10 protein-coding genes and 3 pseudogenes are annotated in these 12,287 nt (G+C 63.4%); 7 read left to right on the top strand and 6 right to left on the bottom strand.

Annotation, left to right across the window (positions count from 1 at the left end):
* Positions 1-604: 604 nt before the first annotated feature.
* Positions 605-1,183, top strand: coding sequence for a site-specific integrase (locus ACYQPG_RS19120; protein ID WP_246692953.1), 579 nt, complete (start codon positions 605-607; stop codon positions 1,181-1,183).
* 41 nt (positions 1,184-1,224) lie between these two features.
* Here ACYQPG_RS19120 and ACYQPG_RS19115 read toward each other — a convergent pair whose 3' ends face one another.
* The 6 genes and pseudogenes from ACYQPG_RS19115 to ACYQPG_RS19090 form a co-directional block, all read right to left on the bottom strand.
* Positions 1,225-1,425, bottom strand: a complete 201-nt coding sequence (locus ACYQPG_RS19115; RefSeq protein WP_147853188.1) for a hypothetical protein — start codon at positions 1,423-1,425, stop codon at positions 1,225-1,227.
* Positions 1,426-1,494: 69 nt separating this feature from the next.
* A complete protein-coding gene (locus tag ACYQPG_RS19110) occupies positions 1,495-1,704 on the bottom strand; it encodes a cold-shock protein (RefSeq protein ID WP_147941461.1) in 210 nt (69 codons plus the stop codon).
* 306 nt (positions 1,705-2,010) lie between these two features.
* Positions 2,011-2,337, bottom strand: a pseudogene (locus ACYQPG_RS19105) (MucR family transcriptional regulator); the annotation flags it as partial.
* A pseudogene (locus ACYQPG_RS19100) lies at positions 2,323-2,831 on the bottom strand (transposase); the annotation flags it as partial. The pseudogenes ACYQPG_RS19100 and ACYQPG_RS19105, both read right to left, overlap by 15 nt.
* A gap of 758 nt (positions 2,832-3,589) precedes the next feature.
* Positions 3,590-4,387: a pyrimidine utilization protein D gene (gene rutD, locus ACYQPG_RS19095; protein ID WP_147941460.1), complete on the bottom strand. Its 798-nt coding sequence runs from the start codon at positions 4,385-4,387 to the stop codon at positions 3,590-3,592.
* Positions 4,388-4,800: 413 nt separating this feature from the next.
* Complete coding sequence (locus ACYQPG_RS19090) at positions 4,801-4,932, bottom strand: hypothetical protein (RefSeq protein WP_461231474.1); 132 nt, start codon at positions 4,930-4,932, stop codon at positions 4,801-4,803.
* A 525-nt stretch (positions 4,933-5,457) separates the two neighbouring features.
* On the opposite strand from ACYQPG_RS19090, the gene ACYQPG_RS19085 reads away from it, so the two are divergent.
* The 6 genes and pseudogenes from ACYQPG_RS19085 to ACYQPG_RS19060 all read left to right on the top strand — a co-directional run bounded on the left by ACYQPG_RS19085 (position 5,458) and on the right by ACYQPG_RS19060 (position 11,697).
* Entirely contained in the window at positions 5,458-5,646 is a 189-nt protein-coding gene (locus tag ACYQPG_RS19085; protein WP_147941459.1) for a hypothetical protein, read from the top strand.
* Between the two features lie 183 nt (positions 5,647-5,829).
* Entirely contained in the window at positions 5,830-6,270 is a 441-nt protein-coding gene (locus tag ACYQPG_RS19080) for a BLUF domain-containing protein (RefSeq protein WP_246692952.1), read from the top strand.
* 347 nt (positions 6,271-6,617) lie between these two features.
* Entirely contained in the window at positions 6,618-6,761 is a 144-nt protein-coding gene (locus ACYQPG_RS19075) for a hypothetical protein (RefSeq protein WP_187278617.1), read from the top strand.
* 1,031 nt (positions 6,762-7,792) lie between these two features.
* Positions 7,793-9,340, top strand: coding sequence for a sensor domain-containing diguanylate cyclase (locus tag ACYQPG_RS19070; RefSeq protein ID WP_461231473.1), 1,548 nt, complete (start codon positions 7,793-7,795; stop codon positions 9,338-9,340).
* A 95-nt stretch (positions 9,341-9,435) separates the two neighbouring features.
* Positions 9,436-9,859 (top strand): annotated as a pseudogene (locus ACYQPG_RS19065) (HNH endonuclease); the annotation flags it as partial.
* A 1,580-nt stretch (positions 9,860-11,439) separates the two neighbouring features.
* Positions 11,440-11,697 carry a hypothetical protein gene (locus ACYQPG_RS19060; RefSeq protein WP_147941000.1) on the top strand — a complete coding sequence of 86 codons (258 nt, stop codon included), beginning with the start codon at positions 11,440-11,442 and terminating at the stop codon, positions 11,695-11,697.
* The last annotated feature ends 590 nt before the right edge of the window (positions 11,698-12,287 follow it).

Genomic DNA, 12,287 nt, shown 5'->3' with positions numbered 1-12,287 from the left:
CGGAACCCCGGGTTCTCTTCTGACGCACAGCAGTTGGCGCCGGAGCTTTAGCAGCGGCTGCCGGCTTCCGTCGAGGCGCGGGCGCGGATGCGCGGAGTCGATCTGCCAGTTGGTTGGTGCGCAGAACTGGCCGAACAGATGGGTCGGACAGGGCTCGACTCGCACGAAGCCCCGGAAACTGAGCGACGTCAGCCAAAGCCTTACTCATCGAAGATTACGCGGAGGCTGCAAAAACTGCCGGCCGAAGCTGCAGCGGTCGTTCGAGCCTATCAGCGGCCCAGCAAGGCCGACGCGACCGTGCGGGCTACACCTCGGACGCCCAGGTGTTTCAGGACTAGTGCGCCCGGTTCGGGCCTCGGTCGTTGCCGGCAAGCCCAGAGGCAGTGGCCGCTTTCATCGTGTCGGAGGTGGAGGAGGGGTGTGCCGCTTCGACGCTAGGCCGGTGGATCGCCGCGATCCGGTGCGCGTACAAGCTTGCGGGCGCCGCCGACCCGACAGAGGACGAAGGTGTTCGCGCCGCGATGATGGACGCCCGGCGCAAGGTGGGCGTGGCGCCGACTCAGAAAGAGCAGCTGCCACGGCTGAGATCCTAGCAGCGCTTCTGATGCGAACGCTGGACACCCTGACGGGCAAGCGGGATTGGGCGCTGCTGGCGTCGGGCTTCGCGGGCGCGTTCCGCCGGTCTGAGCTCGTCGTCCTCGACGTCACCGACCTGGTCGAGGATCCCGAGGGCCTGCGGGTCCGGGTTCGCCGGTCGAAGACGGACCAAGCGGGTAGGGGGCTGGAGAAGGCGATCCCGCACGGGAGGTTCATCCGGCCAGTGGCGTTGGTGCGGGAATGGCTCAACGCGGCTGGGATCGTCCAGGGGCCAGTGTTCCGGCCGGTGTCACGATCAGGGAATGTGCGAGGCACCCTCAAAACTGAGGAGGCGCTTGCTACGCCCCGGCTGACCACCCACGCGGTGGCCGATATCATCAAGCGGTACTGTACGGCTGCCGGGCTCGATGCCTCGACCTTCGGGGTTCACAGCCTGCGAGCTGGCTACATTACCACAGCAGCCGAGCGCGGGGCCGATCTCGCGCGGATCATGGATCAGTCCGGCTACCGGGATCCGCGGACCGTCGTCGGATACATTCTGCGAGCGAACGCCTTTAAGGGGCACTCAGGAAGCGGGTTTTTATAGGCTGCCTGGTTGCACGATAGGACCCGCTCGACTGAGGTTTCTTAGGAGACGAGAGCGAGTTCGCCTTCCCGAGCAGCACGCTCGCCACCATCAGACTTAATCCGGTAGCAAGGCTCGCCGGACCGGTCGTCAGGCATGAGCCGAACAACCTCGTAAAGGCCGTCGACGACGGTGCTTTTATTGTTGCCGTAGTTGATACCGAGCTGCCGAACGCTCTGACCAAGCTTGAATTTATGAGACATCAATCGTCCTCCATGAAGCCGCTCCCAGGGGAACGGCTTCGAAGCTGGTCATAGATAGATAAGCGACGCTCAAGCGGACTGGAGGTTGCCAGCAGACTGCTTGCCGCTGCGCTTGTCGCTTTCCATCTCGTAAGAAATCTTTTGTCCCTCAATGAGATTACGCATCCCTGCACGCTCTACGGCCGAGATGTGCACGAACACATCATTGCCGCCATCGTCAGGCTGGATAAAGCCGAAGCCCTTGGTTTCGTTGAACCATTTCACAGTACCGATAGGCATAAATATTCCGTATTGCTGTAGGCAAGCCGATAGGTTGAGCGCATGCACTGCACGCGCTCGATTGTTATTCGTCGAAAATGGGAGAAATGCCGAGCGCTCGCCCTGTTGAGGCGAGGCGGCCCAATATTTGGCCAAAGATCGATAAGTGACCACTACGCTATTTGCGAGACAATCACAACCACACTTCAAATCATGCGGACAAGCTTGAGGCCTTCATATCCCCTACGGACCTGCCGCCATGTCTATCAACGTGACGGTCAGGATCGCCGGCGCGACCTTTTCCAGAAGGCGCTAATCAGCCCCTCCTTAGGCCTCCTTGGCCTTCCGCGGCCGGCCGGCACGCTTGGGCTTATCGGAGACGGTCTCAGCGGGCTCGGCGGCCTTCGGAGCCGCATTCTTACGCTTCTGACCGAGGCCGAAGCTGTGGGCGAGCTTGGAGCGCGCCTCGGAGTAGCTGGCGGCCGTCGAGGGATAGTCGCGCGGCAAGCTGTAGCGCTCCCGGTACTGCTCGATCGTCATGCCGACGCCATTGAGGTGCCGCTTCAGGGTCTTGTACGGCTTGCCGTCGACGAAGCTGATCAGCGCATCGGGAGTGACCGACTTCCGGATCTGCGAGGGGGTGGGCTTGTGGCTCACCTCCCAGCCCTCCCGTCGCATTAGGATATGCAGCCGTCGGTAGCCGTAGCGCACCCGCGCGGCAGCGAGTTCCTTCAGCCGCATCCGCAGCGCAACCTGCGGGTCAGAGCGCTTCCTGTAACGCTGGGACGAGCGGCCAAAACCGGTGGCCCGGCAGGCCCGACGCTCGCTGATGCCGTAGGCCACCTGCAGGTGGCCGGCGACTTCACGGCGAGCGCCGGGCCTTACCACTTTCGCTTCAGGACATCCTGCAACATCGAGCGATCCAGCGTCAGGTCGGCCACCAATCGTTTGAGCTTGCTGTTCTCGTCCTCCAGCTGCTTCAGCCGCCGGATCTCCGGCACGCCCATGCCGACGAACTGCTTCTTCCAGCGGTAGAACGTTGGCTCGGACACACCCATCTTCCGGCAGACCTCGTCCACCGTCGCGCCGTTCTCCGCCTGCCGAAGGGCGAAGGCGATCTGTTCGTTCGTAAAGCGCTTGCGAGGCATGGCATCCACCCTCCTTCAGGGTTCAGGATGCCCGAAGCACTTGCGCTCAGCGCGGACCAGTTTGGTGGGTCAGGGTCACCGAGGTTTCTCACTCGCGCGTGCGCGAGTGAGCCGCCCGTATCCTCTCAGCGGAAAATCTATCGACCTTTTACGGCGCTGGTGTTCCAGAACACGTCGGACCTGAAAGCCTGGGCATACATCGGGATCACACCGCGACGACAGTCGCGAACCCGATGGAGACGACGATGACCTGGGCCAACCGCATCACCATAGCCGCCACGCTGATCGGCGGCGCTTTCGTACTGATGACCTACGCGCAGGCACTGAGCCTGCCCACGCACTTCGCTTGAGGGATCGAGCAGCGGCGTCGTGCCTGCTGATAGAGGCTAGGCGCCATGGGCTAAACTCGCTGGTATAGGCCGGTCACGACGAGCGCCCTCTGATCCCGTGCGATGCCATTTCGAGCACGATCGCGCGCCAACCGGAATGGGCAGGGTCCATCCCCGCGATCTCGACGGACAGGCCGACAAAGTCCTCGTCCGGTTTGGCAGCGTGTAGGGCATGGCCGACCCGGCGTAGCTAGGCCCAGCAGGCGGCGCTAATTGGATCCGCGGCGAGGCCGGCCACGTCGAAGTCATCAACTTCCACGGGCGCCATGGAGTCAACCACGGCCGGCCTTTGGCCGAGCGGGGGTTGGCGGCGGCGCTGCTCTCCCCTCGCTCTCCACGACAATGCGCAGGAAGGCGTCAGCAGCGGCCTCAATGGGGGTGGCGGGCATGGATGACCTTCTTGAGAAAGTCTGTCAGATCGGCGTTGAACCGATCAGGGCCTGTGGCTGAATGGGCGTGGCCGCCCTCAGCAGCTAGCGCCAAGCGCGAAGCCGGGATGGCGCGAGCGAGATCCTCCGAGCGCGTGTACGGGACCAGCACATCGTCGCGCGAAGCTGCGACCAGAGTTGGTACCTGGATTTCACCCAGTCGCGCCTCGGCATCGAACGCGAGGAGTGCTCCAAGGCGAGCATGAAGATTGTGGCTCCCTTGGAAATGCCGGACACCCTCGGCTTGCTCCCGTGCCACGCGCTCCGGATGTTGCGACAGCCAGGGAGCGGGGTAGAGAAAGATCGGCTGGGCCCGGAGGTAAGCTTCGGGACCTCCGTGTTTCAGAAGCGCGGTACGGGCATCGAAGCAGCGCCGGGTGTGGGCGTCGACCTTCGCCCACGCATTGACGAGAACCAAGCTCGACAGGCGTCCCGCTGCACGCAGGGCGAGATCTATGCCGACCAGACCACCGAGCGCGTGGCCGACGAAGTGGCAGCGTCGCACGCCTGCTCGATCAAGAACGTCGAGCACATCATCAGCCATATCGGCTATCGAATATTCGGCACTCAGCTCTTCCCAGTTCTTACCCGTCCCGCGGTGGTCGTAGACCACGACACGGTACTGTGCGCCGAGAGCATCAATTTGAGGCTTCCAGTATGAGCCCAAGCCGCCAAGCCCAGCCGACATCAAGATAGTCGGAGCGGTTTCCTCGCATCGCCCGTGAATGACGTAGTGCATGGCTTGAACCTCGGCTGATCGGCTCTGAAGGGTGGCAAATGTCCTGCCAACGCATTTCGTCTGAGTGGCCGCTGAACCGCCTTTCCAAGGCCACCTCCACAAGAGCGTGTGCGCGCGAGGCAGTCAGTGCAGCCCCTCCAGCTCGGCCTCGAACGCAGCCATCTCCTTGTCCCCCGAGGCGACGGCCGAGCACCAGGCGAAGTGAACCGGGATCGGCATGGCGTAGCTTGGCACCCGGTAGGATCCGAGCGCATCGCGACGGGTCTCGCCCCCCGGCGCCCACGATCAGCCCAGCGCCGAGCAGGGCCTTCAGCGTCTTCGGAGAGCAGCGCGGGGTCTCGCCGCACCGGATTACGTCGAGGGCGCGGCGCTGGGCGACGTGCGGCCGGGATGGGGCGGCCGCTCGACCGACATCAGCACACCTCCGGGCGGGCGGCGAACTCGATCTCGGCCAGTTCCGCGGCGCGTAGCACGGCGGAGCTGATGAAGTCGTCGACGGCGCGACTCTTCTCATCGTCCGGCAGGGTGGCGTCGATCTCCAACATGCACAGCCTGGCGCTTCAGAACGCACAGTCCGCGACGGTCTGAGGCCGGAAGGCGCCTACCGGGCGGGGATCGAAGCTCCCCGCTCCAGACGCCCGATTGATGCATGATAAGTTCGGACTTGCTTAGGCGGTGTCCATCCACTGTTGCTTCAGTGAGATCCAGATAGCCCGCCCCAACAAACTCACAGCGATAGGTGAGAGAGTTTTCGCGTCCGTTGCTGCACTGTATGACGATGCGGCGAGGCGCCTTGTCCTGCGCATCACAGTTGAAGCCCGCCCGATCCAGCCGCTCGAAATAGCCCTTGGCGTCCCGCTCGCCTGATGGGCCTTTGTCCGGCGACTCGGCCATTGAATCTACGTCGCGACTCAAATCGGGGGGCTGGGTCCACGGCTCGGCGCTGGCTGATGAAGCCATGAGGAGTAGGGCGGCGAAAGCGTAGCGCATACCGCTAGAATAGTCTCAGTAAACGTAGCTGTCGAAATGCGTATACTGTCGATACCCGCTCTCGCGGCTACAGCCCGCCCATGTCCAACCAGCTCGACGTCCTCCTTGAACGCCTGAAGTCGCACCAGCGCACGATCATTTTGGCGGTGGCCGAGCACGATGGGCTGCCGTCAGGGGGCTCTATGCGTCAGGTCGCCGAGCTGGAGAACGTTATCGCCGCGGTAGAAGCGGTCCGCGCTGAAGAGAGGGATCGGGCTAGGCGGGGCTAATGCCAACGCTGGCCAACAGCACAAGGCGCATGCAAATCGCGTTAACTCAGCGTTATTGTTGCAGCAAAATACACCACTAACAGGAGCTATCAATCAAGGATCATTCGTCAGCTTGGCCGTTATAGCTGGTTAGATGAGGGCCGCTGGCGGCCCCAATGAGGCACAGCCCTAATGATCCATCAGTTGGTCTACTACAGCCGCAACACGGTTCCCGGTGGCGACCGTCAGATGCTCACGAATCTGCGCGAGATCGTCTCTGCCTCGCAGCGCAACAACAGCCGCGACGGCGTGACCGGCTTCCTGATCTTCGACAAGACGTGGTTCTTGCAGATCCTCGAGGGTGAACGGGCCAAGGTGACCGAGACCTACAATCGCATCGCACGCGACAGTCGTCACTCCAGCGCAACCATTGTGAATGTCCACGATGTTGCCAGCCGATCCTTCCCGAATTGGACCATGGGCGGCGCCCTGCGTTCACCGGAGGTGCAGGAGGTCTATTTAAGCCATGGCATCGGCGGCGCTCTGGATCCCGTCCGGATGAAGAGCACGCAGATCCTTCAGCTCGCCCTCGACCTGCAAGAGTTCGAGCAGGCAAAACGGCAGGGGCAACGTATCGCCAGCTGACTGACGTCAATCGATTCAACACGTTGCTTATGGCTGGTGCATGTGGAAGCGATTCACGCTCGGCATTGTGCCAAGGAGGCAAAGTGTTTTTTTAGGCGATCAGCTCCATTGCACTCACATAGATACTGAAACGACAACGGCGCAGTAACCTAGAAGGTTACTGCGCCGCTTGATCGGGCCGCCTGAGGGGGCGGAGGACAGCCTTGATGACATGGATACGCCCGATTTGATCACCGGGGCGTGCGCAACAGCACTTCCAACCGTCCGTGGCTCGGATGCGACGGTGCTCGAAGACCGCCTATGGAGGGTGCGGAATGCCTCCGATCGGTCAAGGTTCGAGGGTGAGCATGATGCTTCCATTCGATCCGCCTCATCTCATGTTCGCCCGAGCTCATGCCTTCGCCCTCTATCACCGCGAGCACTTCGCCGTGCTCCTGTCCTCGGCCCTGTTCCTGGCCGGTCCGGTCCCGTTGCTCTGGGCGGTAAGCTGACCTTTCAGGCGCACAAGAAAACACCTCGCCCCCTGGGCCTCCCGTTAGTAGCACCAAGCCGAGAACCGCTCAGCTGAGGTCATCCGGTAACGCGCTCCGGCGCTTCGAACCCGGCGGGCGCGGAGTCGTGTTCGTCCAGTGCATCGTGCCGTCCGGTCGACGCGGGATCGACCGGACCTTGCCCTTGGGAGCGGCCGGACGCTCGGGGCGGGGTCCTTGGCACTCGCAATCGCGCCACACCCAGAACTTGCGGCCGTAGATCTACTCCTTTCGGTTGTGGTCGGCCCGAACCAGCATTTCTGCCATCACCCGCTCGGCCTCTCCCTTGTCGAATAGCGCCGCACCCAGCAGACGGATTGTGTAGCGCCGTAGGCTTTGCGGCTCCTCCAGATCCGGTGGCTTTGTAGGCCCCGCAGCATCGCGTGCAGCACCGCCCTGCCAACGTCATCGCGCTTCGGCGTTCCGATCTTCTGACGGGCTTGTCGGCGCCCTGCCTCGGTCTCGGCATGGGCGTCGATGCTGTGCTTCAGCCGCTTCGACATTCCCTTGCGGGACTTCCGGGCCGGGGGTGTCCAACCGGGACGCCCGGGGGTGGGGTTTGCGGCTGGCTCTCGTCCGACATCGGGGTGCCCCCATTTCAGAGGCCCCTCATTCATACCGGATCGACGCAAGATACAAACATTCGAGCCACATCAGAATCCTGGACGTCTCATCGGCTGACCCGGTCGCATCAGCGGATGACGCCGGACCGGTCATCGGCTGACGCTCGGGTGTTAGGAATCCAACTCGCCATGACCGTCTGGCGAGTTGCGATGCCATCATGGTGAGGCATGGGCGACGGTACCTGGATCGGTGACCGTCGGGCTTCCAGGCGCTTGGCTTCGTCCCGGCATGCATCGCGCTTGGTCACAACTGCCTTGATGGGGGTACGTAGATAGATGCATCGGTCGCAGGTCTCATCAGCACGAAAGGGCGGCTTAAGACCTACATGCTACGGTAACGCCAGTGTAGGCGCGATCGCGAGGTGCCTGATGCCCTCGATGCAGCGCCTGACGCATCCGTTCCGTTCCGCCCGCACCTGGATCGCACTCGGCGTTCTGGCGCCCCTCGGTATGGTCGTGGTCTCCGGCCTCATGCTGCTCGATCTGCGGCAGGATGCTTGGGACAAGGCCGAGCAGACCTCCAAGAACCTCCTCCAGGTCCTTGAGCGCGACATTGCCCGCAACATCGAGATGTACGATCTCTCGCTGCGCGCCGTGGTCGAAAACCTCAAAACCCCGGGCCTCGATCAGCTCAGCCCCGCGCTGCGCCAGCTCGTCCTGTTTGATCGCGCTGCTACGGCCCAGGACCTGGGCGTCATGCTGGTCCTCGACGAGAACGGCGACAGCATCATCGACGCGAGTACCCTGTCCGCGCGCAAGGTGAACAACGCTGACCGTGCCTACTTCCAAGCGCATAAGGCCCGGTCCGATCTCGGCCTCTACATCAGCGAACCGCTGGTCTCCCGACTGACGGGCACCCACATCGTCGTGCTCAGCCGTCGCATCGACAAGCCCGATGGCACATTCGGCGGGGTTGTCCTCGGAACCCTGAAGCTGTCCTTTTTCACACACCTGTTCGACCGGATCGGTCTCGGGCGCGACGGAGCGATCAACCTGTACCTGCGTGATGGCACGCGGGTCATGCGCCACCCCTACGCTGTCCCCGACATCGGCGTGAACATAGCGGGTGGCCCGAACTTCGCGCGGTTCGCGGGCAGCCGCAGCGGCAGCTTCGTCGGTCCATCGGCGCGTGACGGCGTAGAGCGGTTCTACACCTTTATGCAGGTGGGAGATCTGCCGATGATCCTCAACGTGGCACTTGGCACGAGAGAGATCGAGGCCGAGTGGCGTCAGAAGGCGCTTGTGATCAGCGTCATCGTGCTAGCGCTGTGCGGGCTGACCGTCGCGCTGTCGCTCCTGTTCGGGCGTGAACTGCGCCGCCGATCAGCGATGCAGGCCGAACTCGCCAAGCTGTCGCTGACGGACGTCCTGACAGGCCTGCCGAACCGCCGCGCGTTCGAGGACGCCTTCAGCCGGGCGGGGGGCAGCGCGAAGCACTTGGGTAAACCGCTCTCCCTCCTGATCGTCGATGCAGACCACTTCAAGCGCTTCAACGACCACTACGGCCATCAGGTCGGCGACGAGGTGCTGCAAGGCTTAGCACGCCGCCTGTCGGCCAGCGTTCATCGCCCCCACGATCTCGTCTGCCGGGTGGGTGGTGAGGAATTCACCATCCTCCTACCGGATACTGATCAGGCAGGTGCCCTGCGCATCGCGGAGAAGGTCCACGCCGAGGTATCAACCCTGGCCATCGGATCAGCCGGCATTGGGCCAGGAGCGGTCACGGTGAGCATTGGGCTGGCGTGTGCCGTGCCGACGGGCGAGCCAGCCATCGCGCTGACGGACCTCTACCGCCTCGCGGATACGGCGCTCTACGAATCCAAGGCGAGCGGGCGCAATCAGACCCGCTGTGCGAATTCGCAGAACGTCCCGGCCTCCTTGCAGAAGCGGGCGCTTGAGGTGGTCGGCACCTCGTAAGCTGCCACGTCCTTTGCTGTCGCCAGGTCGGGCTCTGCCTTCTTGGAGGTTGTATCGCTACGCTTTTTCACGACCTGTGGCACAGGGCCGCCACCATGCCGATCCGGCCCGAACACCGCTTATTCTATCCGATAGACTGGCGCGAGGTATCGACGGCGATCCGCTTTGGTCGGGCGCAGGGCCGCTGTGAGCGCTGCGGGCGACCGCACGGGCAGATTGGTCTACCACCTCGGCGATGGACGCTGGTGGGACGCTGAGGCCAGCCGCTGGCGCGATGGCTGGGGCAGCCGGATCCGAATCAGGTCTGGCGTTGATATCCTCGGTCGCGCTCGCCGACCCCATGTCGTTCTGGCAGCCGTGCAACGAGACCACGACACGGCCGACAACGCGGACGCCAACCTCGCGGCCTTCTGCCAGCGCGACCACATGATCCACGACCGGCCGGAGCATCAGAGACGGCGTCGAAAAACGCTGTTCCGGCGCAAGGCGATGGGGGATCCATTCGGTGGACCCTACGCCCGAGATCCGGCTGAGAAAGCAGTCAGCTATCCTGATCGCGGTCAAGATTGCGGATCAGGTCACCGATCGGATCGCCGTCGGCGGTCCTGCTCTGGGCAGCTGGATGTATCAAGGCGCTCGAAAGCCTGGGCAATTTTCTCCCCCGGCGGTACGGGCATCGTTGGGCGATGTGCCAACAGCGCGGCGCTGTCCGCCATCAACGCAGCAGGCTCACTGCCGTGTAGCCTATGCGGAGGATCGGCCCAGATCGTCGGCCCGGCCGCCGTTCCATCAGCGACTACACCGACCCTAACAAACGTTCCGACCTCTCGTAGTTGCCCGGATGTAGGACGTGGGCGGCGACCAGCAGCCCGAAGGCAGCAATCGCGGTGGTGGCGAGGGTGGATCTGTGGCGTTTCATGTCGGTGGAACCGACTGCCAAGCTTGCCGTTCCGCTTGCTCTCTCGGGATAGCTAACCGTGACTTCACGGGTGCCGTTCAGCCCGGCTGCAGGAACGATCCGAGCTTTCATTAAGGCTTCTTGTCGGGAGCCACGAACGGTTGGCGACGCCTACGAGCAGCTACTATCCAATCGAGAAACAGCTTCACGGAAAGACGATTACCGTAAAGCTGTCCAAGGGTCCCAAAGCTCGGGAGGCGGGTCAATAGGAGAACGCTTATGAAGGCACCACTGCTTGTTGTTGCAGCCATTCTCGCCCTCGGCAGCACAGCCTTCGCTGCTGAAAGTGGAGTTGGCGGCTCAAGCCGTTCAGGAACCGCAAACAGTACCGGCCCGAACGATGCGGGCTGAGGCTCATCCCCGGGTGCGGCCGGCAGCGGCCCTTCAACTGGTGGGATGAGCCGCTCCGGCACCACGAACAGCACGGGAGCCAACGACGCCGGATCAGGCCCGAAGCCAAGCTGGACGAGCGGAACACCTCGCAACCGCTGAACCTCAATCGAATGGAGCGGCCTCACCGCCTCCGTATTCACGGCTCAGCTATTTCAATTGAGCGTGCGGTCGCATTTGCCTGGTCGCGATACGGTCTGTAGACACCGACCGTTAACCAGATTGTCCCTCGCTCGCCGCATGTCGGCGGTAGGCACTCTCGCTCCCGCAACAGCCGTGAGCAGAGCATGACGTGAGCTGACCTCGAAAAGCGCGCCGCGCTGAGTGTGTGGCCTGGCGGGGACCCAGCGCACATCGCGCAGGGTCACGAGCTCCCAACGCCACGCCAGGCCCTTGCGGCAGCGGCTGAAGCCATAGACGCAGACGATGCGCAGCCCTGGATCACCAGACAGGACGGCGACATTCTCTCGCCGCGATGGATCAGGGCCAACGCTGGATCGAGCCGCCTACAATAACGGGCCATGGGCCGGCGCTTGCGGTGTCCAGTTCCTCCGCCGCACCGACCCTCACGGCGACCGCCCGGCCGAGGCTTCACGGGCGCCCTACGGGGAACTGGCCCGGAGATCGCCTGTCGTCACGTGCTTGCCCGCCGCACGCTTTGCGGTGTCGCGAACGCCTCGGGCGCGCTGACGGGAAGAGGCGGTTTTATAGCAGGCGCGAGCCTAGCTGTCGTCGGTCAGGCTCTTCCGCGTTGAGCCTTCAGCTGCTGCAGGGCGCGTTCATTCTCGCGATCGAACTGGGCCGGCGTCATTTCTCCAGCGTCCACACGGCGTGCGAGCTGCTTGCGGGATTCCAGCGCGTCCTCTTCTTGCGCGCTCAGCGGCACACTGGCTCGCGCAGCCGCCTGGGTACGTTCAGCCCACTCCGTGTAGCTGATCCGACCGGCATCGCGATCCGCTTTGAGGCGGGCGACCTCTTCCTGGAGGAGCGCGGCACCCCGGAGCCCTGAAGCGGATGGCTGCGATCCTGGAGCGCCTGTTTGGCAAGCGCCTAGCCCAACCGTGGTCAGCAGGATGGCGGCGATGTATCGGTTCATGGACAGCCCCTCGTTCAGGGGAGCTAAACTGGTCCATACCGTTGGGGCGAGAGCGGATCAGACACACTCGACGTCTTGCATTCCACTCGCTGTTCCGAGCAGCTGCCAACTCTGAGTAGGACGTCGCTTCGGCCCGCATCACGCAAACGACGACCGAATGATCACGCTCCTTGAACGCTGTGCCTCGTTAAGCGCTCGGCCTCAATCCGCAAGCGTCCTGCTCGGTTCTCATGCCTTCAGCGAGCGACGGCTTCACGGCGATGTGCGGCGCCGTGGCGAGCGCGGCGGTGGTAAAGCCGAGGTCCGCGGCTCTGCGAGTAGCCCGAGATCGGAACCGCCTCGGCTACCGGACGGGACGGACTACTCAGGAGCGCCCCGAACAAGCCTCCTGGTCTGTATCCGTGAGCAGCCGCGATCCTGGTCGCCTTTTCGATGCTCATATCGCAGGCGCTCGTCATACCCTGGAGAGCGCCGAGGGCGCGCTCATATTCGGGGAGATTGGT

This window comes from Methylobacterium sp. CM6246 (assembly GCF_054818005.1).
The sequence above is the reverse complement of the archived record's forward strand: the minus strand, read 5'-3'. Positions and strand labels throughout refer to the sequence as shown.